General features: G+C 63.6%; 24 protein-coding genes. 15 read left to right on the forward strand and 9 right to left on the reverse strand.

The window, feature by feature from the left end; genetic code table 11:
• Window positions 1-290: 290 nt before the first annotated feature.
• Complete coding sequence (gene asnB / locus ACKFR8_RS04915; protein WP_408930731.1) at window positions 291-2,213, forward strand: asparagine synthase (glutamine-hydrolyzing); 1,923 nt, start codon at window positions 291-293, stop codon at window positions 2,211-2,213.
• Window positions 2,214-2,277: 64 nt separating this feature from the next.
• On the opposite strand, the gene ACKFR8_RS04920 is transcribed toward asnB, so the two are convergent.
• Complete coding sequence (locus tag ACKFR8_RS04920; protein WP_296131117.1) at window positions 2,278-2,622, reverse strand: HesB/IscA family protein; 345 nt, start codon at window positions 2,620-2,622, stop codon at window positions 2,278-2,280.
• 261 nt (window positions 2,623-2,883) lie between these two features.
• Here ACKFR8_RS04920 and ACKFR8_RS04925 point away from each other — a divergent pair, with 261 nt between their 5' ends.
• Window positions 2,884-3,576, forward strand: a complete 693-nt coding sequence (locus ACKFR8_RS04925; RefSeq protein ID WP_408930732.1) for a DUF3043 domain-containing protein — start codon at window positions 2,884-2,886, stop codon at window positions 3,574-3,576.
• A 32-nt stretch (window positions 3,577-3,608) separates the two neighbouring features.
• Window positions 3,609-4,514: a nicotinate-nucleotide--dimethylbenzimidazole phosphoribosyltransferase gene (locus ACKFR8_RS04930; protein WP_408930733.1), complete on the forward strand. Its 906-nt coding sequence runs from the start codon at window positions 3,609-3,611 to the stop codon at window positions 4,512-4,514.
• Window positions 4,515-4,531: 17 nt separating this feature from the next.
• On the opposite strand, the gene ACKFR8_RS04935 is transcribed toward ACKFR8_RS04930, so the two are convergent.
• The gene (locus ACKFR8_RS04935) at window positions 4,532-5,635 is read right to left on the reverse strand and encodes a branched-chain amino acid aminotransferase (RefSeq protein WP_408930734.1); all 1,104 of its coding nucleotides are present in this window, start codon (window positions 5,633-5,635) and stop codon (window positions 4,532-4,534) included.
• A 146-nt stretch (window positions 5,636-5,781) separates the two neighbouring features.
• Between ACKFR8_RS04935 and ACKFR8_RS04940 the strand changes: the two genes are divergently transcribed.
• Window positions 5,782-7,281, forward strand: coding sequence for a leucyl aminopeptidase (locus ACKFR8_RS04940; protein ID WP_408930735.1), 1,500 nt, complete (start codon window positions 5,782-5,784; stop codon window positions 7,279-7,281).
• Window positions 7,282-7,333: 52 nt separating this feature from the next.
• Here the strand turns inward: ACKFR8_RS04940 and ACKFR8_RS04945 are convergent, their stop codons facing one another.
• Entirely contained in the window at window positions 7,334-8,608 is a 1,275-nt protein-coding gene (locus ACKFR8_RS04945) for a glutaminase (RefSeq protein ID WP_408930736.1), read from the reverse strand.
• A gap of 28 nt (window positions 8,609-8,636) precedes the next feature.
• Between ACKFR8_RS04945 and ACKFR8_RS04950 the strand changes: the two genes are divergently transcribed.
• On the forward strand, window positions 8,637-9,179 hold the full coding sequence (locus ACKFR8_RS04950; protein WP_408930737.1) for an isochorismatase family protein: 543 nt from the start codon (window positions 8,637-8,639) through the stop codon (window positions 9,177-9,179).
• A 17-nt stretch (window positions 9,180-9,196) separates the two neighbouring features.
• On the opposite strand, the gene ACKFR8_RS04955 is transcribed toward ACKFR8_RS04950, so the two are convergent.
• On the reverse strand, window positions 9,197-9,595 hold the full coding sequence (locus ACKFR8_RS04955; RefSeq protein ID WP_296131143.1) for an oxidoreductase: 399 nt from the start codon (window positions 9,593-9,595) through the stop codon (window positions 9,197-9,199).
• Between the two features lie 128 nt (window positions 9,596-9,723).
• On the opposite strand from ACKFR8_RS04955, the gene sucB reads away from it, so the two are divergent.
• The 7 genes from sucB (at window position 9,724) to ACKFR8_RS04990 (ending at window position 19,235) form a co-directional block, all read left to right on the forward strand.
• Window positions 9,724-11,778 carry a 2-oxoglutarate dehydrogenase, E2 component, dihydrolipoamide succinyltransferase gene (gene sucB, locus ACKFR8_RS04960; RefSeq protein ID WP_408930738.1) on the forward strand — a complete coding sequence of 685 codons (2,055 nt, stop codon included), beginning with the start codon at window positions 9,724-9,726 and terminating at the stop codon, window positions 11,776-11,778.
• Between the two features lie 197 nt (window positions 11,779-11,975).
• Window positions 11,976-14,840 (forward strand): aminomethyl-transferring glycine dehydrogenase, encoded by a 2,865-nt coding sequence (gene gcvP, locus ACKFR8_RS04965; RefSeq protein ID WP_408930739.1) that lies wholly within the window; start codon window positions 11,976-11,978, stop codon window positions 14,838-14,840.
• Window positions 14,841-14,844: 4 nt separating this feature from the next.
• On the forward strand, window positions 14,845-15,957 hold the full coding sequence (gene gcvT, locus ACKFR8_RS04970; RefSeq protein WP_306507286.1) for a glycine cleavage system aminomethyltransferase GcvT: 1,113 nt from the start codon (window positions 14,845-14,847) through the stop codon (window positions 15,955-15,957).
• Window positions 15,958-15,997: 40 nt separating this feature from the next.
• Complete coding sequence (gene gcvH, locus ACKFR8_RS04975) at window positions 15,998-16,390, forward strand: glycine cleavage system protein GcvH (protein ID WP_408930740.1); 393 nt, start codon at window positions 15,998-16,000, stop codon at window positions 16,388-16,390.
• A 36-nt stretch (window positions 16,391-16,426) separates the two neighbouring features.
• Window positions 16,427-17,245: a lipoyl(octanoyl) transferase LipB gene (gene lipB / locus ACKFR8_RS04980; RefSeq protein ID WP_408930741.1), complete on the forward strand. Its 819-nt coding sequence runs from the start codon at window positions 16,427-16,429 to the stop codon at window positions 17,243-17,245.
• 88 nt (window positions 17,246-17,333) lie between these two features.
• Window positions 17,334-18,407, forward strand: a complete 1,074-nt coding sequence (gene lipA / locus ACKFR8_RS04985) for a lipoyl synthase (RefSeq protein WP_408930990.1) — start codon at window positions 17,334-17,336, stop codon at window positions 18,405-18,407.
• A 42-nt stretch (window positions 18,408-18,449) separates the two neighbouring features.
• Window positions 18,450-19,235 carry a DUF4191 domain-containing protein gene (locus ACKFR8_RS04990; protein ID WP_408930742.1) on the forward strand — a complete coding sequence of 262 codons (786 nt, stop codon included), beginning with the start codon at window positions 18,450-18,452 and terminating at the stop codon, window positions 19,233-19,235.
• Window positions 19,236-19,349: 114 nt separating this feature from the next.
• Here ACKFR8_RS04990 and ACKFR8_RS04995 read toward each other — a convergent pair whose 3' ends face one another.
• Window positions 19,350-19,820 carry an RDD family protein gene (locus ACKFR8_RS04995; protein WP_408930743.1) on the reverse strand — a complete coding sequence of 157 codons (471 nt, stop codon included), beginning with the start codon at window positions 19,818-19,820 and terminating at the stop codon, window positions 19,350-19,352.
• Between the two features lie 129 nt (window positions 19,821-19,949).
• Between ACKFR8_RS04995 and glnA the strand changes: the two genes are divergently transcribed.
• From glnA to ACKFR8_RS05010, 3 genes are all read left to right on the forward strand, one after another.
• Window positions 19,950-21,383: a type I glutamate--ammonia ligase gene (glnA, locus tag ACKFR8_RS05000; protein WP_296131167.1), complete on the forward strand. Its 1,434-nt coding sequence runs from the start codon at window positions 19,950-19,952 to the stop codon at window positions 21,381-21,383.
• Between the two features lie 283 nt (window positions 21,384-21,666).
• On the forward strand, window positions 21,667-21,861 hold the full coding sequence (locus ACKFR8_RS05005; RefSeq protein WP_408930744.1) for a hypothetical protein: 195 nt from the start codon (window positions 21,667-21,669) through the stop codon (window positions 21,859-21,861).
• Window positions 21,858-22,202 carry a hypothetical protein gene (locus tag ACKFR8_RS05010; protein WP_408930745.1) on the forward strand — a complete coding sequence of 115 codons (345 nt, stop codon included), beginning with the start codon at window positions 21,858-21,860 and terminating at the stop codon, window positions 22,200-22,202. The genes ACKFR8_RS05005 and ACKFR8_RS05010 overlap by 4 nt, the downstream gene beginning before the upstream one ends.
• Window positions 22,203-22,266: 64 nt before the next feature.
• Here ACKFR8_RS05010 and ACKFR8_RS05015 read toward each other — a convergent pair whose 3' ends face one another.
• The 4 genes from ACKFR8_RS05015 to ACKFR8_RS05030 are packed head-to-tail and all read right to left on the reverse strand — an operon-like array spanning window position 22,267 to window position 24,867.
• Window positions 22,267-22,623 (reverse strand): hypothetical protein, encoded by a 357-nt coding sequence (locus tag ACKFR8_RS05015; protein WP_408930991.1) that lies wholly within the window; start codon window positions 22,621-22,623, stop codon window positions 22,267-22,269.
• A 5-nt stretch (window positions 22,624-22,628) separates the two neighbouring features.
• Window positions 22,629-23,057 (reverse strand): hypothetical protein, encoded by a 429-nt coding sequence (locus ACKFR8_RS05020; RefSeq protein ID WP_408930746.1) that lies wholly within the window; start codon window positions 23,055-23,057, stop codon window positions 22,629-22,631.
• Window positions 23,058-23,059: 2 nt separating this feature from the next.
• Window positions 23,060-23,425, reverse strand: coding sequence for a hypothetical protein (locus ACKFR8_RS05025; protein WP_408930747.1), 366 nt, complete (start codon window positions 23,423-23,425; stop codon window positions 23,060-23,062).
• Window positions 23,425-24,867, reverse strand: a complete 1,443-nt coding sequence (locus ACKFR8_RS05030; protein WP_408930748.1) for a peptidoglycan DD-metalloendopeptidase family protein — start codon at window positions 24,865-24,867, stop codon at window positions 23,425-23,427. Before ACKFR8_RS05030 ends, ACKFR8_RS05025 begins: the two co-directional genes overlap by 1 nt.
• Between the last annotated feature and the right edge of the window lies 1 nt (window position 24,868).

Consider the following 24,868-nt stretch of genomic DNA (forward strand, 5'->3'; position numbering starts at 1 on the left):
GGATAGTGGATCAACCTCGAATCTCAGACCTTTTCAGCTGCCTGGATAGAGGCTGAATACACCCTATAAATACTGAACGGATGGCATGTTACCGGCCCACCTGCGCAAGATCACGCCAGCTCCCCCACTTGCCCCCATTTGCCTATGATCCAATTCACAAGGCCAAGACTGTCTCATCAACCGAAAGTTCGCACCCTAACGGGGAACGCGGCGCGGGGTTCGCCGAATGTCGGGGCGGAACCGTAAAGTGTGTGCCAGACGAACCTGCATATATAAGGAGCAACAAGTTTATGTGCGGACTTTGCGCGTTTTTGAGCGCTGAGCACAACGCCGCCCAGCATCTGGCGGCCCTGGAGCAGTCTTTGACCTGCATGCGCCACCGCGGCCCCGACGCAGCGGGCACCTGGCACGATGAGGACGCCGCATTCGGTTTCAACCGCCTCTCCATCATTGACCTGGAGCACTCCAACCAGCCGCTGCGCTGGGGTCCGGAGGACAACCCGGAGCGCTACGCCCTCACCTTCAATGGCGAGATCTACAACTACGTAGAGTTGCGCGAGGAACTATCCGCCGCCGGCTATACCTTCGGTACCGAGGGCGACGGCGAGCCCATCGTGGTGGGCTACCACCACTGGGGCAAGGACGTGGTTGAGCACCTGCGCGGCATGTTCGGTTTTGTCATCTGGGACACCGAGACCAAGACGATGTTCGCTGCGCGCGACCAGTTCGGCATCAAGCCGCTCTACTACGCCACCACGGATAAGGGCACCGTTTTCGCCTCGGAGATGAAGTGCATCCTCAGCATGGCGGAGTCTCTAGGTCTAGATCTGAGCCTTGATAAGCGCGCCATCGAGCACTACACCGACCTGCAGTACGTGCCGGAGCCGGAGTCCCTGCACGCCAACATCCGCCGCGTGGAGTCTGGCTCCAGCGTCACCCTCACCCCGGGCGGTAAGGTACACAATTCCCGCTACTTCAAGCCGCGCTTCCCTGTTAAGCCGGTCAAGCAGGGCGAAGAGCAGCAGCTCTTCGACAAGATCGCGCGGGCGCTGGAGGATAGCGTCGAGAAGCACATGCGTGCCGATGTGACCGTCGGTTCCTTCCTCTCCGGCGGTATTGACTCCACCGCCATCGCCGCCCTGGCCAAGCGCCACAATCCGGACCTGCTCACGTTTACCACCGGCTTCGAGCGCGAGGGCTATTCTGAGGTGGACGTAGCTGCCGAGTCCGCGGCGGCGATCGGCGTCGAGCACATCGTCAAGATTGTTTCCCCCGAGGAATACGCCGACGCGGTACCGAAGATCATGTGGTACCTGGACAATCCTGTGGCGGACCCCTCCCTGGTGCCGCTGTATTTCGTGGCCCAGGAGGCCCGCAAGCACGTCAAGGTGGTGCTCTCCGGCGAGGGCGCTGATGAGCTCTTCGGCGGCTACACCATTTACAAGGAGCCGCTGTCCCTGGCCCCGTTTGAGAAGATCCCTTCCCCGCTGCGCCAGGGGTTGGGCAAGCTGTCGCAGGTGCTTCCCGAAGGTATGAAGGGCAAATCCCTGCTCAACCGCGGCTCCATGACCATGGAGGAGCGCTACTACGGCAACGCTCGCTCCTTCAACTTTGAGCAGCTGCAGCGAGTACTGCCCTGGGCCAAGCGCGAGTGGGACCACCGCGAGGTCACCGCGCCGATTTATGCACAGTCGCAGGACTTCGATCCGGTGGCCCGCATGCAGCACCTGGACCTGTTCACCTGGATGCGCGGCGACATCCTGGTCAAGGCCGACAAGATGAACATGGCCAACTCGCTGGAGCTGCGCGTGCCGTTCCTGGACAAGGAAGTCTTCAAGGTGGCGGAGACCATTCCGCACGAGCTCAAGATTTCCCACGGCACCACCAAGTACGCCCTGCGCAAGGCCATGGAGCAGATCGTTCCGCCGCACGTGCTGCACCGCAAGAAGCTGGGCTTCCCGGTTCCTATGCGCCACTGGCTGGCCGGCGACGAGCTCTACGGCTGGGCCCAGGACCAGATCACTGAGTCTCAGACCGAGGACATCTTCAACAAAAAGGAAGTCCTCGAGATGCTCAAGGAGCACCGAGACGGCATCTCCGATCACTCCCGTCGCCTGTGGACCGTACTGTCCTTCATGATCTGGCACGGCATCTTTGTGGAGAACCGCATCGACCCGCAGATTGAGCAGCGCGACTATCCGGTGAAGCTCTAAGCGCCCTCCCTCGGCATGAGTAAAGCCCTCGCCTTTTCGGCGAGGGCTTTACTGTTGACTCCTTTTAGTTGAAGGAATCACCGCAGGCGCAGGAACCGCCCGCATTCGGGTTATCGATGGTGAAGCCCTGTGCCTCGATGGTGTCAGCGAAGTCAATCTTGGCACCGGTGAGGTACGGGATGGACATCTTGTCCACGACCAGGTTCACGCCGCCGATGGTGTCAACCTTGTCGCCATCGAGGGTGCGGTCGTCGAAATACAGCTGGTAGCGCAGGCCGGCGCAACCGCCCGGCTGGACGGCGATGCGCAGGGACAGGTCGTCGCGACCTTCCTGCTCAAGCAGGGACTTTGCCTTAGCAGCAGCGGCCTCGGTCAGGATAACTCCGGTTGCAGACGCGGGAGCGGTCATAGTTTCTCCTCTAATATGTACGGAATTTTCTGGTCACTACCCTACCCCCTTGCACACAAGGAATAAAGGATGCCCAGCTCACTATTGTCGTGTCACCTACGTGCAACCGTCTGCCCCGCTGCTGTATTCCCAGGGCTATTGCCGGTGCTATTCCCGGCGACACTGCCGGGTCCATTCGCCGCGCCTGTTTCCAGCGCTTTCCGGCGCCACTTGCGTGGCCCCATTCCCAGTTTGTCTAGGCAACCTTGTACGCTAAACAGCGTGAAACTTCCGTGGCAAAAAGACGATAAGAACGCCTCCCCTGCTGAGCACACCCCGGCACCGGAGCAGAAAACCGCCGCCGAGACACCGCACCGCAAGGGCTACACCCCACCCAAGGGCCGCCCCACCCCGAAGCGTGATGCACAGGAGATTGCGCGCGGCGTCAAGCGCGATCCTCACGGTATGTCCGACGCGCAGCGCTACCAGCACCGCAAGGAACTCAAGGCCTCCATGTCCAGGGAGGAATGGAAGGCCTACAAGCGCAAGGAGCGCGAAGAGAACCGCGCACGCGACAAGGAGGCCCAGGAGCGCATGGCGGCGGGCGACGAGCGCTACCTCCTCGCCCGCGATAAGGGCGATGTGCGCCGCTACGTGCGTAACTGGGTAGATTCCCGCCGCTTCCTCAACGAGTGGGTCATGCTCTTTGCCGTTGTGCTGCTGGTGCTCATGGTCGTCAGCGCCAGCAACCCGAACCTGTCCAACACCATCTCCATCGTGGCCATGATCTGGATTGTGGTCTTTGCCGTCGAGGGCTTCTGGCTTTCCCGCAAGTGCAACAACGCGGTACGCCTGAAGTTCCCGGGCACCACGGAGGCTGGTTTCGGGCTGGGCTTCTACGCCTACTCCCGCGCTACTCAGCCGCGCAAGTGGCGCACCCCGCGCCCGCAGGTGGAGCGCGGCGCCACCGTCTAGAAAAGTCACCCACCTACACCAGGAAGCTGACCATGCCTGAATTCACCGCTGTTCCCCAGCTGCATCCCGCTGCGCCCGCTAACGAGGAGTTCGGACGCCTCGGGGACATTGCTGCATGGTTGGCCGCCGCCCAGGACGCCGAGCACGCCGCCCCCGTAGCGCGGGCGCGCGCCATCGTCTTTGCAGGCGCGCACGGCATTGCGCAGCCCTCGACTGACGGCGCCGCTATTGGCCCTTATGACAAGGAGGACCAGGCGCGGTGGAAGGACAACCTCACGACCGCGGCGCAGCGCGCGGAGGTCGGCCTCGACATCATTGACTGCTCCCCGTCCGCGGCGATTGATTCCTCCCCGGCCATGTCCCCGGAGGATCTAGAACACCACGTCACGCTGGGCATGCAGACCGCGGACCGCGAGGTGAATTCTGGTGCGGACCTGCTCATTACTTCCGATGTAGGCATTGGCAGCGAGACCGTCGCCGCGGCTGTCCTCGGCCGCATCACCCGCACGGAGCCGGTGGCGATCCTGGGCACGCGCACTGGCGGCGGCGTAATGGATGACATGTGGAAGGCCCGCGTATCCGTTGTACGCGATGCCATGTTCCGCGCCCGCAACCTGGAGGGCTGGGAGGTCGTGCAGACCATCGGCTCCCCGAGTCTGGCGGCACTTATCGGCTTTATTGCCCAAGCTACCGCGCGCCGCACACCCGTGCTGATCGACGGCCCCCTTGCCGCCACCGCCGCCGTTCTTGCCGAACGCAGCGCCCCCGGCGTGAAAGGCTGGCTGCGGGCCGGCAGCTCTTCCCCCGAGCCGGCGTACGCCCTCGCGCTCAAGGAGCTGGGGCTGACCCCGCTTCTCGAATTGGATCTCCGCGCCGGACACCCCCTCGGCGCGCTCGCGGCTCTGCCGCTAGTGCGGCTTGCCGCCGAGCTCGCCTAACTGCCCAGCAGTACTTCTTACTGGGCCGGCACCAGAGTGTGCAGCCAGCCGTGGGTATCTTCCACGGCGCCGTGCTGAATGCCCGTGAGGCGCTCGCGCAGCGCCATGGTCGTCGCACCGGCCTCGTTGTTGTTGACCTGGAAATCCACGTCAGTGCCCAAAACGTGGCCCACCGGGGTGATCACAGCGGCGGTACCGCAGGCGAAGGCCTCCGTCATCGCGCCGGAGGCAACGTCCTGCTCCCACTCCTTATAGGAAATGCGACGCTCTTCAACCTTCAGCCCCATATCCTCTGCCACCTGCAGCAGGGACTTGCGGGTAATGCCCGGCAGCAGGGAGCCCGACAGCGCCGGTGTGACCAGGGTCTGGTCCCCCTCCTCGCCGTAGATGAAGGCCAGGTTCATGCCACCCATTTCCTCGATGTAGGTGCGGTCGATGGCATCCAGCCACACCACCTGGTCGCAGCCCTTCTCCGCCGCCTGCGCCTGCGCCAGTAGGGAGGCCGCGTAGTTGCCGGCGAACTTGGCGGCGCCGGTACCGCCCGGTGCGGCGCGGACATAGTCGGTGGACAGCCAGACGGACACGGGCTTGATGCCGCCGGAGAAGTAAGAGCCCGCAGGAGAGGCAATGACCACATAACGGTAGGAGTGCGCCGGGTGCACGCCGAGGGAGACATCCGTGGCAATCATGAAGGGACGGAAGTACAGGGCTGCCTCGCCGCCGGCTTCGGGGACCCAGCCCTGGTCAACCGCGGCAAGCTGACGCAGAGACTCCACGAATTCCTCTTCCGGCAGCTCCGGCATGGCCATACGCTGCGCGGAGTGCTGCAGACGTTGCGCATTCTGATCCGGGCGGAAGGTAGCGATGCTGCCATCGGGCTGGCGGTAGGCCTTGATTCCCTCGAAGATGGCCTGGCCGTAGTGGAAGACGGTGGAGGCCGGTTCCATGCTAAACGGAGCATAGGGGCGCACCTGCGCGTCGTGCCAGCCTTTCTCCTCTGTCCAGTCAATCGTCACCATGTGGTCGGTGAAGTACTTGCCAAAGCCCGGGTTCTCCAGGATCTCCTGCAGGCGCTCCGGGGAGGTAGGGGTGTCAGTTCGCGTCACGGTGTAATTCAACATGTCTCACAGCGTACCCCTTGGGCGCCTATAGAGATGCAGAAATATGCGCAGATCGGCCCCTTGCCGTACAACCCCTCGCGGCGGCTGCCACTGCCCCGGGTACTGTGTGAGGAGTATCCCATTGTCACTTTCTCAAGGAGGACATCGTGGCTTCTTCCACGTTCGAACTGCCCGCACGCGGCGCTTTCCCCACCGTTGAGCTGGCCAAGAAGGCCCCCAAGCAGGCAGACGCCCTGCTGATCGCCACCTTCACGGGCGAAGACGGCCTGGAGGTGCCGGGCACCTCCCTGCTCGGTTCGTCCGCGCTGCGCTCGACGTATGAGGCCCTCGCCGCCGTAGGCGCTACGGGCAAGGCCGGGGAAATCGTGAAGGTCCCCGCCCCGCAGAAGGCAGGTGCGGCGCAGGTGATAGCGCTGGGCCTGGGCGATGTCGAGGCACTCGATGACGAGGCCCTGCGCCGCGCCGCCGGCACTGCCGCCCGCGCCACCACGGGAGTAGGCACCATCGTCACCACCCTGGCTGACTTCGGTGTGTCCGCCGCCGTCGAAGGCCTCATCCTCGGTGGCTACTCCTACCGCGGCATTCGCTCCTCGGAGCTTTCCGGAGACCAGAAGCCGGCCCACTTCGTCGTGGTTGCTGACAAGTCCGCGGCCGAGGAGCTCGAGGCCGCCCGCATCGTGGCCGAGTCCGTCCTTCTCTCCCGCGACTTGGTCAATACCCCAGCCAACGAGCTCTACCCAGAGACCTATGCCGCCTTCCTGTCCACACAGGCTAAGGACGCCGGGCTCGACGTCGAGGTGCTCGATGAAAAGCAGCTGGAGAAGCAGGGCTTCGGCGGCATCCTCGCCGTGGGCAAGGGTTCGGCCCGCCCGCCGCGTCTGGTACGCCTGAGCTGGAAGCCGAAGAAGGCGAAGAAGCACGTTGCCCTCGTGGGCAAGGGCATCACCTTCGATACCGGCGGCATTTCGCTGAAGCCGGGCAACGGCATGTGGGACATGATTTCTGACATGGGCGGCTCCGCCTCCATGGCGGCCACCATCATCGCCGCGGCCAAGCTCAAGCTGCCGGTCCAGATCACCGCTACCCTGCCGCTGGCGGAGAACATGCCGGGCGGCGGCGCTACCCGCCCGGGTGACGTCATTACGCACTACGGCGGGATCACCTCCGAGGTCCTCAACACCGATGCGGAGGGACGCCTCGTGTTGTCCGACGCCATCGCGCGCGCCAGCGAGGACAAGCCGGACTACCTCATCGAGACCGCAACGCTGACCGGCGCACAGATCGTCGCGCTGGGCGCTCGCACCGCGGGCGTGATGGGCTCCGAGCTCTTCCGCGATCGCCTCGCCGAAATCGGCCGCGAGGTGGGAGAGAATGCCTGGGCCATGCCGCTGCTGGAGGAGCACGACGAGGAGCTCAAGTCCCAGGCGGCAGACATCCGCAACATCCACGTCAAGCGCGAAGGCGGCATGGAATTTGCCGGCACCTACCTCAGCCAGTTCGTGGGCGAGGGCATCGAGTGGGCGCATATCGATATCGCCGGCCCGTCCTGGAACGGCTCCGCCCCGCGCGGCTACACCCCGAAGCGCGCCACCGGTGTTCCGGTGCGCACCGTGGTGGCCGTGCTGCGCGAGATTGCTGAGTCCTAATCACGCCTGAGCGGCATCGATACGGCCCCATGTCTGGGCAGCGTCACGCTGCTCAGACCTCCTCGCCGGCGATGACGTAGTCTTCCTTGTCCGCCAGCGGGAGGACGGTGCCGTCGGACATGGCCCGGTCGGTGACCAGCCCGTTATCGTCGACCAGCGCGACTTCGTTGCCTTCCTCCTTGAGGCGGCGCAGCCCCTCCTTGAGCATGCGCCGACCCACCTGGTGCAGGCCCGAGACCTGAGAGAAGTCCAGCGCCAGACGCTTCTCGGAGAACTGGCGCTCCTCCAGCTCGTGGAGGATGGCTTCGGTCGCGGTGAAGTTGATGTGACCCTGCAGGCGGATAATCGCAGTCTCGTCGTCCTCATCCACGCTGCGCACCGGGTGCACACCAAAGCGGTTGTCCGTGGACATCAGATGCAGCCCCATGTCGGAGGACAGCTCCTGGAAGATGGCGGTGCCGCGCACGCTGTTTCCCTGCTCGTCCAAGCGCGGCGACAGCGTGGCCACGCCCAGCTGGCCGGGAAGCGTGCCGATGAGACCACCGGCCACGCCGGACTTGGCGGGGATGCCCACCTCCGCCATCCAGCGCCCGGCGCCGTCGTACATGCCGCACGAGCTCATCACAGCAAGCGTGAGGCGGCAGACATCAGCGTCCAGGATCTTCTCCCCCGTCACTGGCTGGCGCCCGCCGTTGGCCAAGGTCGCGGACATGACGGCGAGGTCGCGGACGTCGACAGACAGCGCGCACTGGGAGACGTAAGACAGCACTGCGTCATGCGCATCGTCTTGAATAATGCCGTAGGAGCGCAGCATGTGGGCGATGGACAGGTTGCGTTCGGCGTTCTCAAGTTCGGAGTCACACAGGCGCTTGTCCACGTCTACCTCGCGCCCCGCCAACTTCGACACATAGCAACGGATGCGCTCCACGCGGTCCTCCACCGCGGAGTCCACGCCGTTGATGAGCTGGTTAACCACGATGGCGCCGGCGTTAATCATGGGGTTTACTGGCCGGTGATCGTTGGCCAAGGAGAGCTCATTAAACGCCTGCCCGGAAGGCTCGAGGCCGACGACCTCGCAGACCTCATTAAGGCCCAACTCCTGCAGAGCTAGGGCATACACAAAAGGCTTGGAAATGGACTGGATGGTAAAGCGGTTCTCCGCATCGCCGGCACTGTAGAGGTGGCCCGTGACCGAGCACAGCGCGACGCCGAGCTGGTCCGGGTTCGCCTCGGCCAACTCCGGGATGTAATCAGCGACAGCGCCGCTGTCCTCCTCGCGCACGGAGTTGAGAATTTTCTGTAGGTAAAAAGGAATCGGTGTTTTCATTGACCCCCAGCGTATAGAATTGTCACGCATGAAGCCCGCACTCATCATCGTTGACGTCCAACACGATTTCTGTCCCGGTGGCGCGCTCGCCACGCAGCGGGGCAACGAGGTAGCTGATCGCATCGGCGCCCTCCAGCCCAGCTACGACATTATCGTCGCCACGCAGGACTGGCACATTGACCCAGGAAGCCACTTCTCTGAGAACCCCGACTTTGTCGATTCGTGGCCTGTGCACTGCGTGGCTGATTCTTATGGTGCCGCCATGCATGAATCCATCGGGCCGGCGGAGGCCTACTTCCGCAAAGGTGAGTACACCGCGGCGTATTCCGGGTTCGAGGGAGCCGCTGACGGCGCCGCGCTCGCGGATTGGTTACGCGCACGTGGCATCACGGACGTAGACATCGTCGGTATTGCCACGGATCACTGCGTGCGCGCCACTGCTGCCGACGCCCTCACGGAAGGCTTTTCCGTGCGTGTTCTGGCGGACTACTGCGCGCCTGTCGACGTCTCCCGGGGCGAAGCCGCGCTTGCAGAACTCGCCGAAGCGGGTGCCACCATCGTGCAGGATTAACCCCCGACTAAGACTAGTTAACCCTGGTTCCGCTGCTGGCGCTGTTCGAAGCGCTCGCGGCGTTCGCGCTGTTCTTCGCGCTTGCGCAAGATGCGCTCACGTTCGATACGCTCTCGCATGCGCTGGGGATAGCCGGTTTCCTCGACATCGTAGACATCGCACCGAAGCAGCTTGGCCACCGCGTCAATGCCTTTCGGTCCGCCGATGCGACGCCGAATAAAGGCCCCGTTCTCATCGACGACGACTACGGACATCTCATTAACCACAGTCTCCGGTTCAACAAACGCCTCGACATACGCTCGCCCCTGGGCCCAGGACTGAAGTTCCTGAGCATCCTCCGCACGGATGGTCTCCCCCGGTGCGCGGGGCGGGCGCAGTTGAGATCGGGAGCTGTTGCGTCGGAAGAGGTTGAACATGACTCTCCAGCCTACCCCGTGAAGAGGGTGCCCCAATTCACCCCACCTGTGCGCACTGTGAGCGGTCACGCTGTAGAATCAAGCATTAGCGTTTCACTACTTTCAACTTTCGAGGAGTCTTATAACTTATGGCACACTCTGTTGTGATGCCCGAACTGGGCGAATCCGTAACTGAGGGCACGATTACCCAGTGGCTCAAGTCCGTCGGTGACACCGTTGAGGCTGACGAGCCTTTGCTCGAGGTCTCCACCGACAAGGTCGACACCGAAGTTCCTTCCCCGGTGTCCGGCACCATCCTCGAAATCAAGGCTGAAGAGGATGACACCATCGATGTCGGCGAGGTCATCGCCATTATTGGTGATGAAGGCGAGTCCGCTCCGGCCGCTGATGAGTCCAGCCCTGAAGACTCCTCCGAGAAAGCTGCTGAGACCCCCGACAAGCAGCCTGAAGACGCTGAGGCTGAAGCTGAGGAACCCGCATCTGGTGACGCTACCGACGTCGAAATGCCGGAACTCGGCGAGTCCGTGACCGAGGGCACCATTACCCAGTGGCTGAAGTCCGTCGGCGACACCGTCGAGGTCGACGAGCCTCTGCTCGAGGTCTCCACCGACAAGGTCGACACCGAAATCCCGTCCCCGGTCGCCGGCACCCTCGTCGAAATCCTCGCCGATGAAGACGACACCGTCGACGTCGGCGCCGTCATCGCCCGCGTCGGCGACGGCTCCGCCGCCCCAGCCGCCAAGGAAGACAAGGCCGAAGAAAAGGCTGAGCCGAAGGCCGAGGAAAAGAAGGAAGAGCCAAAGTCCGAGGACAAGCCTGCCGCCTCCGGCGACGCGACTGATGTCGAAATGCCGGAACTCGGCGAGTCCGTGACCGAGGGCACCATTACCCAGTGGCTGAAGTCCGTCGGCGACACCGTCGAGGTCGACGAGCCTCTGCTCGAGGTCTCCACCGACAAGGTCGACACCGAAATCCCGTCCCCGGTCGCCGGCACCCTCGTTGAAATCCTCGCCGAGGAAGACGACACCGTCGACGTCGGCGCCGTCATCGCCCGCGTCGGCGACGGCTCCGCCGCCCCAGCCGCCAAGGAAGACAAGGCCGAAGAAAAGGCTGAGCCGAAGGCCGAGGAAAAGAAGGAAGAGCCAAAGGCAGAAGCCAAGGAAGACAAGGTCGAAGAGAAGAAGCCGGCCGCGTCCGCTGAGCCGAAGGCTTCCGAGACCTCCACCAAGGTCAACAACGGCGACAACGTCCCGTACGTCACCCCGCTGGTGCGCAAGCTGGCTGAGAAGCACGGCGTGGACCTGTCCACGGTCTCCGGCACCGGTGTCGGCGGCCGCATCCGCAAGCAGGACGTCTTGGCGGCAGCCGGCGAGGGCAAGGCACCGGAGGCGTCGGCAAGCACCGGCTCCACCGATGCCCGCGCTCGCTGGTCCACCAAGTCCGTGGATCCGGAGAAGCAGGAGCTCATCGGTACCACCCAGAAGGTCAACCGCATCCGCGAGATTACGGCCTCCAAGATGGTCGAGGCCCTGCAGATTTCCGCTCAGCTCACTCACGTCCAAGAAGTCGATATGACCGCCATCTGGGATATGCGCAAGCAGTCCAAGCAGGCGTTCATTGACAAGTACGAGGCCAACCTCTCCTTCCTGCCGTTCATTGTGAAGGCCACCGTGGAGGCTCTGGTGTCCCACCCGAACGTCAACGCCTCCTACAACCCGGAGACCAAGGAGATGACCTACCACGCTGACGTGAACGTGGCCATCGCCGTGGACACCCCGAAGGGCCTGCTGACCCCGGTCATCCACAAGGCGCAGGAGCTCACCCTCCCGGAGATCGCGCAGAAGATCGCCGAGCTGGCTGACAAGGCCCGCAACAACAAGCTCAAGCCGAACGACCTCACCGGTGCCACCTTCACGGTGACCAACATCGGCTCCGAGGGCGCCCTGCTGGATACCCCGATTCTGGTTCCGCCGCAGGCCGGCATCCTCGGCACCGCTGCCATCACCAAGCGTGCCGTTGTGGTGACGGAAGATGGCCAGGACGCCATCGCCATCCGCCAGATGTGCTACCTGCCGTTCACCTACGATCACCAGGTGGTCGACGGTGCTGATGCAGGCCGCTTCATCACCACCATTAAGGACCGCCTCGAGACCGCGGACTTCGCTGCGGACCTCGACCTCTAGTCCTTAAGAAGACCTCGCTCCCCCGCCACCGTGGCCGGGGGAGCTTCGTCGTTTTCCGCCGCCCTCGCTAGCTCCTTGTCCGCCTCTAAGTGTGGAGAGAAAGACCGGGGGTAACCGGCAATAATGCCATGACTCACGCCTTATACTTGAGGGCGGTTTAGGCCAAATTGACTACCGCCATGAAGGAGATCAAACACATGGATTTCATCTCTCGCCACTTGGGCCCGGATGAGGCCGAGCGCGCGACGATGCTCAAGGCAGTGGGGTATGACAGCGTCGATGCGCTGGTTGATGCCGCCCTTCCCACCACCATCCGCGCCGCCGAGGCTCTCAACCTGCCCGAGGCTCTGAGCGAGGACGCAGCACAGGCCCGGCTGCGCGAGTACGCTTCCCAGAACGTTGTGCTGAAGTCCTTCTACGGCCAGGGTTACTCCGACGCCCTCACCCCGGCGGTCATCCGCCGCGGCCTGCTGGAGGACGCCGGCTGGTACACCGCCTACACGCCCTATCAGCCGGAGATTTCCCAGGGCCGCCTCGAAGCACTGCTGAACTTCCAGACGATGATCGAGTCCCTGACCGGTCTGCCCATCGCCAACGCCTCGCTTCTCGACGAAGCCTCGGCCACTGCCGAGGCCGTGGGCCTCATGGCGCGTGCGGTGAAGAAGGGCCGCCGCGTGCTGCTGGATTCCCGCCTGCACCCGCAGGTCCTGGCCGTGGCTGCCGAGCGCGCCCGCGCCATCGAGCTCGAGGTGGAGATCGCTGATGTCCGCGATGGCATCGTGGGCGAGGATCTCGTCGGTGCCATCCTGGCGTACACGGGTACCGAAGGCGACATCGTGGATCCACGCGCGGCCATTGAGGAGCTGCACACCCGCGGCGCGCTGGCTGCCGTTGTGGCGGACCCGCTGTCCCTGCTGCTGCTAGAGGCCCCGGGTGAGATGGGCGCGGACGTGGTCCTGGGTTCCTCCCAGCGCTTCGGTGTACCGCTCTTCTTCGGTGGCCCGCACGCAGCATTCATGGCCGTCACGGAGAAGCTCAAGCGCCAGATGCCCGGCCGCATCGTGGGCGTGTCCAAGGATGCCGCCGGCCGCCCGGCCTACCGCCTGGCTCTCCAGACCCGCGAGCAGCACATTCGCCGCGAGCGTGCGACCTCCAACATTTGTACCGCGCAGGCGCTGCTGGCCAATGTGGCTTCCATGTACGCGGTCTACCACGGACCGGAAGGCCTGAAGGAAATCGCGCAGCGCGTCCACGGCCATGCCGCCGCCTTTGCTGCGGCCGTCAGCAGCACCGGCAAGGAGCTCGTCTCCCGTGATTTCTTCGATACCGTCACCGTCACCGGCGTCGACGCCGCGGCTATTAAGTCCCAGCTGCAGGAGCAGGGCTACCTGGTGCGCGCGATTGGTGCGGATAAGGTTGCGGTCTCCTTCGGCGAATCCGCCACCGGCGAGGACGTTGCTACGCTTGCCGCCGCATTCGGAGCCGAGTCCTCCGATAATTCCGAAGCAGCGACCGCCGGATCCTTCGAGATTCCTACCCCGGTACAGCGCTCCGAGGAGCCGCTGCAGCACGAGATATTCAACTCCATCCACTCCGAGACCCAGATGCTGCGCTACCTGCGCACCCTGGCGGACAAGGACCTGGCTTTGGACCGCACGATGATCCCGTTGGGCTCGTGCACCATGAAGCTCAACCCCACCTCCGCCATGGAGCCCATCTCCTGGCCGGAGTTCGCCGGCATCCACCCGTTTGCCCCGGAAGAGACCACCGCGGGCTGGCGCGCGCTCATTGCGGAGCTGGAATCCTGGCTGTCTGAGCTCACCGGCTACGCCCAGGTCTCCATCCAGCCCAACGCCGGTTCCCAGGGTGAGCTGGCTGGCCTGTTGGCCATCCGCCGCTTCCACGTGGCCAACGGCGATCACGGCCGCGATGTCATCCTCATCCCGGCCTCGGCGCACGGCACGAACGCGGCCTCGGCAACCTTGGCCAACCTGCGCGTCGTGGTGGTCAAGACTGCGGACGATGGCTCCATCGACGTCGCCGACCTGGACGCCAAGATTGAACAGCACGGCGAGCACATCGCCGGCATCATGATCACCTACCCCTCCACCCACGGCGTCTTCGACCCTGAGGTGCGCGAGGTCTGCGACAAGGTCCATGCGGCCGGCGGTCAGGTCTACATCGACGGCGCGAACATGAACGCGCTGGCCGGGTGGGCCCGCCCGGGCGCCTTCGGTGGTGATGTCTCCCACCTCAACCTGCATAAGACCTTCACCATCCCGCACGGCGGTGGTGGGCCGGGTGTGGGCCCGGTAGGTGTGGCCGAGCATTTGGTGCCCTTCCTGCCTACCGACGCCAACGATCCGAAGGTCGATCCCTCCCAGCCCACGCCGGATGGTGCTGGCGTGCCGTCCACGGCTACGCGCTACGGCTCCGCCGGTGTGCTGCCGATTTCCTGGTCCTACCTGGCCATGATTGGCGCACAGGGCCTGAAGCAGGCCACGAGCCACGCCATCCTCGGTGCAAACTACCTGGCACAAAGCCTGAAAGATTCCTTCCCGGTGCTCTACACGGGCAACGCCGGCCTGGTGGCGCACGAATGCATCTTTGACCTGCGCGAGCTTACCGACGCCTCCGGGGTCACCGCTGCCGACGTGGCCAAGCGCCTCGTGGACTACGGATTCCACGCGCCTACCCTGTCCTTCCCGGTCGCTGGCACCCTCATGGTGGAGCCCACCGAGTCCGAGGATCTGGGTGAGCTGGACCGCTTTATCGAGGCCATGCGCTCCATCCGCGCCGAGATCCAGGAGATCATCGACGGCTCCGTGGCTTATGAGGACTCCGTCATCCACCACGCGCCGTTCACTGCGGAGGCCGTTGCTGCCGACGACTGGGAGTTCACCTTCACCCGCCAGCAGGCCGCCTACCCGGTAGCTTCCTTGCGCGGCGGCAAGTACTTCCCGCCGGTGCGCCGCATCGACGAGGCCTACGGTGACCGCAACCTCGTCTGCTCCTGCCCGCCGCCAGAGGCCTTCGACTACACCGACAACCAGGAGGATTAATTCAATGACTGAGTTCCTACACTCCCCGCTACACGCAGAGCACGAGAAGCTCGGCGCTACCTTCACGCCCTTTGGACCGTGGGAGATGCCGCTGAAGTACGACAACGAGCTGGACGAGCACCGCGCAGTCCGCAACGCCGCCGGCCTCTTTGATCTCTCCCACATGGGTGAAATCTGGGTCAACGGCCCGGACGCGGCCGAGTTCCTGTCCTACTGCTTCATCTCCAACCTCGCCACCCTCAAGGTTGGCAAGGCGAAGTACTCCATGATCTGTGCTGAAGACGGCGGCATCATGGATGACCTCATTTCCTACCGCCTGGAGGAGACGAAGTTCCTCGTCGTCCCCAACGCCGGCAACGCTGACACGGTGTGGGAGGCCCTCAACGAGCGCGCCGAGGGCTTCGACGTGGACCTGAAGAACGAATCCCGCGACGTGGCGATGATCGCCGTTCAGGGCCCGAAGGCAATGGAAATCCTCGTCCCGCTGGTGGAGGACACCAAGCAGCAGGCTGTCATGGACCTGCCCTACTACGCCGCGATGACCGGCAAGGTGGCCCGGAAGTACGCGTTTATCTGCCGCACCGGCTACACCGGTGAGGACGGATTCGAGCTCATTGTTTACAACTCCGATGCCCCGGAGCTGTGGGAGGAGCTGCTCAAGGCCGGCGAGGAATACGGCATCAAACCCTGCGGCTTGGCCGCACGCGACTCTCTGCGCCTGGAGGCCGGCATGCCGCTCTACGGCAACGAGCTCACCCGGGACATCACCCCGGTAGAGGCCGGTATGGCCCGCGCCTTTGCCAAGAAGGAACAGGACTTTGTTGGTGCTGACGTGCTGCGCCAGCGCGCGGAGGAGGGCCCCAAGGCCCAGATCACCGGCTTGGTTTCCTCCCAGCGGCGTGCAGCACGCGCGGGCGCGGAGGTCTTCGTGGGCGAGAACAAGGTGGGCACGGTGACCTCGGGTCAGCCCTCGCCCACCCTGGGCCACCCGGTGGTACTCGCGCTTATCGATACCGCCGCGGGCCTGGAGGCTGGCGACGCCGTGGAGATCGATATCCGCGGCAAGCGCTACCCCTTCGAGGTCTCCGAGCTCCCCTTCTACAAGCGCGAGAAGTAAACTCCCCTACTGAATCCATCTACTGAAAGGACCGCTTCCAATGGCTACCCTTCCTTCCGATTTCTCCTACTCCGAGGACCACGAGTGGATCAACGCTGCTGCTGATTCCGTCGTTGGCTCCACCGTCCGCGTGGGCATTACCTCCGTGGCCACCGACCGCCTGGGTGAGGTTGTCTTCGCCGAGCTGCCGGCCGTGGGCGACACCATCGAGCACGGCGAGACCTGCGGCGAGGTGGAGTCCACCAAGTCTGTCTCCGACCTGTACTCCCCGGTTACCGGCACCGTCACCGCTGTCAACGAGGCCGTGCACGATGACTACGCCGTCATCAACAATGATCCCTTCGGCGAGGGCTGGCTCTTCGAGGTCGAGGTCACCGAGGCCGGCGAGCTCATGAGCGCTGAGGAGTACGCCTCCGCTAACGGAGTCGCTTAAGAAATTCTGGTGACGCGGGGACTAGCATGGGGAGCCATGACTGCTCCCCGCGAACCATTCTTTCCCGCTGATCGCTCCATCCGTGCCTCCGCCGAGCCACTGGAGATCCGCCACCTGGGCCGCAAAGGCTACCAGGAAACCTGGGATCTGCAGGCCGAGCTCGCGGCGGCCCGGGCAGCGGGCACGCAGGGTGATGTCATCCTCGTGGTGGAGCACCCCAATGTCTACACCGCCGGCAAGCGCACGCAGCCGGAGGACATGCCCGATAACGGCCTGCCGGTCATTGACGTCGACCGCGGCGGGCGCATCACGTGGCACGGCGAAGGCCAGCTCGTGGTCTACCCCATTCTCAAGCTGGCGGAGCCTGTCGACGTCGTGGATTACGTCCGCCGCTTGGAGGAAGCCATCATCCAGGCCGTCCGCGAGCTGGGTGTGACGACGGCTGGGCGCATCGACGGCCGCTCCGGCGTGTGGGTTCCGTCCACCACCCGCGCCGCCGACCCGGCTGCCCCCACCCGCGACCGCAAGCTGGGTGCCTTGGGCATCCGCATCACCCGCGGCGTGACCATGCATGGTCTGGCGCTCAACTGCACCAACACGTTGGAGTACTACGAGCACATCGTCGCCTGCGGTATCGACGACGCCGACGTGTCCACCCTGTCACTTGAGCTGGGCCGCGAGGTCACCATGGAGGAGGCGGAAGCCCCGCTTCTGAGCGCCCTGGAGAAGGCACTCTCCGGCGAGCTCACCGTGGCTGACCACACCTTCGCCTCAGCCCCCGATCCCATCAAGGTGGCCAACGAAAAGGCACGTCAGGCGCGCCGCGCCCGGGATGAGGCCCACCCGGGGGAATAAAGCGTGCAACGCCTTTGATTGTATTAGGAAGAGCACACACCGACGCGTAAAGTGAGTTTTTGTGACTGTAAAGCCTGAAGGACGCAAGATGCTCCGCATTGAGAAGAAAAATGCGGAGTCGCCCATCGAACAGAAGCCACGCTGGATTCGCAACCAGGTCCGCACCGGACCGGGCTACGAAGACATGAAGTCCCGCGTTGCCGGAGCTTCCCTGCACACGGTGTGCCAGGAGGCCGGCTGTCCCAACATCCACGAATGCTGGGAATCCCGCGAGGCCACCTTCCTCATCGGCGGTGACAAGTGCACCCGCCGCTGCGATTTCTGTGACATCGCCACCGGCAAGCCGGAAGAGCTGGACCGCGACGAGCCGCGCCGCGTAGCCGAGAACATCCAGGAGATGGACCTCAACTACACCACCATCACCGGCGTGACACGCGACGATCTGCCGGACGAGGGCGCCTGGCTCTACGCCGAGGTTGTCCGCAAGATCCACGAGCTCAACCCGCACACCGGCGTGGAGAACCTCACCCCGGACTTCTCCGGCAAGCCGGACCTGCTCCAGGAGGTCTTCGAGGCCCGCCCGGAGGTCTTCGCCCACAACCTGGAGACCGTACCGCGCATTTTCAAGCGCATCCGCCCGGCCTTCCGCTACGAGCGCTCCCTCGACGTCATCCGCCAGGCCCACGAGTTTGGCCTCATCACCAAGTCCAACCTCATCCTGGGCATGGGCGAGACCGCCGAGGAAATCGAGGAGGCCCTGCGTGACCTGCGCGAGGTGGGCTGCGACATCATCACGATTACGCAGTACCTGCGCCCCGGCCCGCGCTTCCACCCGATTGAGCGCTGGGTGCGCCCGGAGGAGTTCGTGGAGCACTCCAAGCTGGCCAAGGTGCTCGGCTTCGGCGGCGTCATGTCCGGCCCGCTAGTCCGCTCCTCCTACCGCGCCGGCCGCCTGTACGTGCAGGCCATGGAGGCCCGCGGCCTCGAGCTACCGGAGAACCTCAAGCATCTGGCCGAGACTTCCCAGGGCGCTACCGCCCAGGAGGCGTCTACCCTCATTGAGAAGTACGGTCCGTCCGAGGAAACCCCGGTGACCACCCGCATGGTCAAGACCCCGGCTGGCGCACCGAGCCCGAACTCTGCGGCGGCCACCATCCGCTAGTTCGATTCTCTTTTTCACCCTCTGACCTTTAAAGTAGGAGCCATGGCTAACGACGACAAGGCATCGCTCAAGGCAGCGAAGAAGCAGGAGCGCGCCGCAAAGCGCGCGCAGCGCAAGCAGACCTGGTCACAGATGTGGCAGGCGTTCAACATGCAGCGCAAGCAGGATAAGCTGCTCATCCCCATCATGCTGGCTGCCTTCCTGGGCATGGGACTGCTCTTCTTCCTCATCGGCAGCCTCTTTAACGGCCAGTGGTTCATGCTCATTCTGGGCTTGGGAATCGGTGCCATGCTGGCGATGTTCCTGTTCACCCGCCGCCTGGAGCGCGACATGTACAAGAAGGTGGAGGATCAGCCGGGCGCTGCCGGTTGGGCGCTGGAGCAGCAGCTGCGTAACACCGTCGGTGTGGTGTGGAAGGTCAAGACGGGCGTGGCTGCGACCCGCCAGCAGGACTTGGTCCACCGCGTCATCGGCAACTCCGGTGTCGTCTTCGTGGTTGAGGGCGACCGCAAGCGCGTGGCCCCGACCCTTAACCGTCTGAAGAAGCGCGTGGACCGCATGGCCGGCGGCGTGCCGGTGTACGAAGTCTTCGTCGGCAGCGGCGAGGATGAAGTCCCCGTGTCGAAGCTGCGCAACCACATCATGAAGCTGCCGCGTAACTTCAACAAGAACGAAACCTACGACAACATCCGCCGCATTGAGGCCATGGATGACATGCCGGGCACCACCCCGGGCATGCCGAAGGGCCCGATGCCGCGCCAGGCGCAGAACATGTCTGGCATGAACCGCCGCATGCGTCGTATGCAGGCCCGCAAGGGCGGCAAGTAAGCCAGCCGCCACACGCTGCCTACACAAGTTGGTCCCTTCCCACTACCGGGGAAGGGACCTTCTTCGTTGTGTGCTCTGCTATCCGCCGCCCCGCTCGCTCGGCGGAGATAATCCCTAGGCCAGAATGACGGCGGTGCCCGTCGCGCGGTCGTGCAAACCGCGGCCATCGGCATCCACCATGGCGGCGGGGAAGAGCACTCCGGTAAGCAGCGTGCGGACGGCGGCGCGCCAGAAGCCGACACGGGCGCCGGGTTTATCGAGCCGTGCCACACCCATCCCCAGCACCAGCATCCCGGGGGTACGCGCGAACAGCCAGCCGCAGACAATGCCCATCACGGCCCACAGGGCGTAACCCAGGAATGCTGGCCCGCCCAGGGCATCGGTGTAGTGCGCAATGACGTTGGCCACCAGCCCCCAGAGAATCCAGTCAATGAAGACCCCGCCCGTGCGGCGCATCACCGAGGCCATCGCGCCCGGGCCTTTCTCGGGCAAGCCGAGCTTCTCCCCCGGCCACTTGCCCGGTTGGTAACCGTCGTTTTCGCCCGGAATAGAGGGCCCATCGAGCCACGTGCGCTTATCTGCCATGCCCACCAATCTAGCCCGCAGGTGGGGCAGGCAGGAAATTCCTCACTTGGTCCCCCACGTGCCCCAGCTGTGCCCCTTCTACCTGTAAACTGATCGGGAGTACTACAGGTCAACCAACAGGAGACTACCGTGTCCTTCGAGACAATCCAGGACGTCGTCGAGTTCATCAAGGAAGAGGACGTCAAGTTCGTTGACATCCGCTTCACGGACGTTCCCGGCACCGAACACCACTTTTCCATTCCGGCTGATGAGTTCACCGAAGAAGCAGGCGAGCAGGGCCTCGCTTTCGATGGCTCCTCCATCCGTGGTTTCACCACCATCGATGAGTCCGATATGACCCTCCTGCCGGACCCAGCAACCGCGTTTGTGGATCCGTTCCGCACGGCCAAGACGCTGAACATCAAGTTCTTCGTCCACGACCCGTTCACGCTGGAGCCCTTCAGCCGTGACCCGCGCAATATCGCCCGCAAGGCTGAGGAGTACCTCTCCTCCACCGGCATTGCTGATACCTGTAACTTCGGTGCCGAGGCGGAGTTCTACATCTTTGACTCCGTGCGCTACGGCACCGAGATCAACAATGGTTTCTACGAGGTGGACACCGATGAGGGGTGGTGGAACCGCGGTTCCGAGACCAACTTCGATGGCACCCCGAACACTGGTTTCAAGACCCGCGTGAAGGGCGGCTACTTCCCCACCGCGCCCGTCGACAAGCACGGCGAAGTCCGCGATGCCATGGTGGAGCAGCTGCAGAAGGCTGGCTTTACCATCGAGCGTTTCCACCACGAGGTGGGCAGCGGTCAGAACGAGATCAACTACCGCTTCAACTCCCTGCTGCACGCGGCGGATGACATCCAGACGTTCAAGTACATCATCAAGAACACGGCCGCCGAGTACGGCAAGACCGTCACCTTCATGCCGAAGCCGCTCGCGGGTGACAACGGCTCCGGTATGCACGCCCACATGTCCCTGTGGCAGGACGGCAAGCCGCTGTTCCACGATGAGGCCGGCTACGCGGGCTTGTCCGATATGGCCCGCTACTACATCGGCGGCATCCTGGCCCACGCACCGGCTGTCCTGGCGTTCACGAACCCGACGCTGAACTCCTACCACCGCCTGGTGCCGGGCTTCGAGGCCCCAATCAACCTGGTCTACTCGCAGCGCAACCGCTCCGCGGCCATCCGTATCCCGATTACTGGTTCCAACCCGAAGGCAAAGCGCATCGAGTTCCGCGCGCCGGACCCGTCGGGCAACCCGTACTTCGGCTTCGCTGCCATGATGATGGCCGGCATCGACGGCATTAAGAACCGCATCGAGCCGCACGCCCCGGTGGATAAGGACCTGTACGAGCTGCCGCCGGCAGAGGCCGCCTCCATCCCGCAGGCACCGACCTCCCTGGAGGCTTCCCTGGCTGCGCTGGAGGAGGACAACGACTTCCTCACCGAAGGCGATGTCTTCTCCGAGGACCTCATCGACACTTACATCGATTACAAGCGCGAGAACGAAATCGCCCCGGTTCGCCTGCGCCCGACGCCGCAGGAATTCGAAATGTACTACGACTGCTAATTTTTGGGGGTTGTCCCTGGCCTGCGTGTTTGTGTTTGCGCTGGTCAGGGACTTTTCATGTTTTGCATAGTTTGCATGTTTTCGGGGGTTTGCGGGATTCTTGCGGGATTTCTGCGGGATTTTGAGTCCTCGACGGTGTCGGTGGCCGGCCCTCCAAGGTGTGTCCCTCCTCACAAATCGATACTACACCTTGCCATGTCGTAACTTACGACATACACTTAAGTCAGACGGCAAGGAGAACACCTCCTGGAAGAGGCCGCAAGAATCGGAAAGAGAGCCCGAAATGCAGACCATCATCACCACCCTGGGCACCTACACCGGCCCTCACATGTACGCCATCCTCAAAGAACATTTCCCCGAGGACGTCACATTCCGGCGCACCAGCACCCCGGGCCAGTGGGGCACCATCGACCGCGTCGTTGGACGCCAGCACTTCACCCTCGGCACCATCACCGAAGTAAGGACTATAGCCGCATGACCCCAAACGAATTCCGCATCCTCCGCACCTCAATGGGGCTGACCTCTCAAGACGTCGCCGACGCCTGCGACGTGAACATCCGCACCGCGCAGCGGTGGGAAACCACGCACCAGCCCCCGCTCGACGCCGGGGTATGGCTCCAGGACAAGTGGGTGCGCTTCGCGGACTGCATCGACCAGGCGCTGCAGCTCGCCGAGAAGGCCGAGGAAGAAGGTAAGAAAGTCACGCTCACCAACGAGCTCGCGGGTGAGAATCTGAGCCGGTCAGAGCACACCGCCCTCATGGGGCATATTTGCATGGCGCTCACGCTGGCGGACTTCGACTACGAGGTAGCCCCCTAAAACGCAGAAAGAGGCCCCCACCCCGCGAGGGGTGAGGGCCAAACTTCATAAACTTCAAAGGTCTTCAAAAGTCGTTTTCTAGCTCGTCCGGGATGGGCAGCTCGTCGATACTCTCTGGGTGGCGTAGACGCCACTGGCGGATGTGGTTGACGGCGACAAAGTAGCGGCTTTTCCACACTTCCAGTTTGTCGCGTAGCTCCGCAATCTCTCCACGCATCTCGTTGATGGACTTGTCGCGGGCCTCTAATTGCTCGTTCGTCCACTCACGGATGCTTTTGGTGAATGATTCCCACTCCGGACCACGCGTCTCAAGCTCCGCTTTCTTCTTCTGGCTTTTCTCCGTCAGGTGAGTACCTATGAGGGTGCCGAGCACACCAATCACGCCGACGATGATTGTTGCCAGCGGCCCGTCTACGGGCATCACCGTCACCTCCCATCGACCAGCTTCATCTCATTACTCTGCCCGCGTCCGTAGGCGTAGAGGGTCATGGCGGCAATGCCCACATAGCCCAGGGAGGACACCCAGGCGCGGCTGAGGTCATCGAAGAGCGTGGCAAAGATGAAGCTCAATGCCCACATGGAGTGCAGGCCCACGACGGCGCCGACGGCGGCGGGCACGAGCCGGTGCCACTTCACCGCGCACAGGCACAGCGCACCCATAAGAAGCCACACCACCGCCCACGCGGGTGGATTGAGGACACTCTCCATGAAGTGGGTTGGCCTACGCTCTGGATTCACTAGTAGTGGCGTGTAGGACATGCCGCGGGCGATGGAGATACTGCCGAGAATCAGCAGGCCCGCGGCATCTGACACCAGCCACCGGGAGAGACGACGTTTACATTCTTCCCATCTCACGACTACTCCCCCGCCGTGGTGGGCCCGGTGTAGACCGGCAAGGTGACGGGCGCGGCTGCGTCTTCCGCCTGCTGGGCCTGCTCCGCCAAGCGGCCCGCCATGGACGGGGTCACGCCATCAATCGTGAGACGGTTAACAAGGGTGGTGAGGATGAAGCCCACGCCGCCAGCCACAGCAATGAACCATGACGGAGCGTCAGCCAGATACACCGGCAGGATACCCGCCAGCCACGCGGCGGCCTGCAACACCAGCATGATAGAACCCTTGTAGCGCAGCCACCACGGCTGAGCCACCAGCTCCGCAGCCACCGCGTCAGCCACATACTCGCCCACCTCAGTGAGCACAGGATTCCCGTAGTGCTTGCCCATTAGCGCTTACCTCCTAGGAGCTGGTCGAGCTTGCGCTCAATACGGACAAGAATCTGGATCATGTGGGCAAGAGCGTCAACTGGGGTAATGCCCTTGCCTTTCTCGTTCAGCCCTAGGTGCTTCCAGCCGGGGTAGGACGCTTCAATGTCTACGGTGCCGTCCTCGCGAACGACCTTGTCCCGCCCGCCCGTGATTTGCTGCCGAATGTCCTTCACATCCGAGCCAATGGGGTCGGTGATGCGAATATCGACGTAGCGCTTGGTCTCCTCGGTTTTCCGGTCAATATGGTCGAGGATTTTCTGAATGTCAGCCATGCTTAGCTCCTGCTCCTGCTCCTGTTCCTGCTTTCCTGTGAATAGTGCTTCCAGCTCGCCCCGCGTGCCCCGGTAGGCGTTGATGTCCACGGCGTGCCCAGCCACAAGGGCGTTGCTGCCGAACTGCCACAAGACGGGCTTCTGGTTACCCAGCGGGTAGTTCCACTGGTGGTGCTGGTCGCCGGGGTAAATATCACGCGGCTTGCCGTGCGGATTCTGCCCATAAGCAGCGACCCAGAACGCCCCGAACTCATGCGAGTCCGGCTCACTCGGCGCTATGCGCCCCTCCCAGTAGGGCACGTAGGAGTAGCAGCCAATCACCCGCACGCCCCGGCGCTCGAACTCAGCCTTGCAAGCGCGGATATGGCCAACATGAAGGCCCGCGTTGGTCTCGACGTCAATCCACACCGGGCGCTTCTTGTCGCCCATGACCTCCAGTGAGGCTTGCACCTGCTGCGCCACGCTGCTGCCCTCCGACGGGTTCCTGAGGTAGTGATAAGCAGCCGTGAGCATCCCGGCGCCCTCCGCATCCTCCAGATGAGAGCGGTAGCAGCGATCCTTATAGGTGCCGTCGGTGGTGCGGATAATCGCAAACTCCACGCCCTCGCGCTTCGCCTGCTTGAGGCTCATACCGTCCTGATGCTCGGACACATCAACGCCGAAGATAGTGCTGCCCTGCTTCCCCACAGGGCGCGCCACAGAGCCACCGGGCTGTGCCGCGCCCGCGAGATACGGGGCCGGGTCTTGATGCGCGCCACCGAGACGCCCCGGCGACCCCCAAACTTCAAAGTGGCAGTGAGGGCCGGTGGACTCGCCCTCGTTACCGACCACACCTATCTGCTGCCCGGCACGTACACGGTCACCAGCCCTAACCAGAATGCCGTCATGCTTTACATGGCCATAGATGAAATCCTTGCCGACGCTATCCTGGCAGTCAAGCCAAATCCACGAGCCGAAACCGGCGACGTTGTACCTCTCCCTGCCCTCCACGACTACCCCGTCTGCTGCTGCGTAGATAGGTGTGCCGATAGGCGCGGCGAAGTCCAGCCCGGCGTGGAACGCGCCCCACCGTGGGCCGTAGCCCGATGACACCGTGTAGGTGCCTTGTTTCATTGGATGTGTGACCATC

This window comes from Corynebacterium axilliensis, from assembly GCF_046097495.1.
GTDB lineage: Bacteria > Actinomycetota > Actinomycetes > Mycobacteriales > Mycobacteriaceae > Corynebacterium.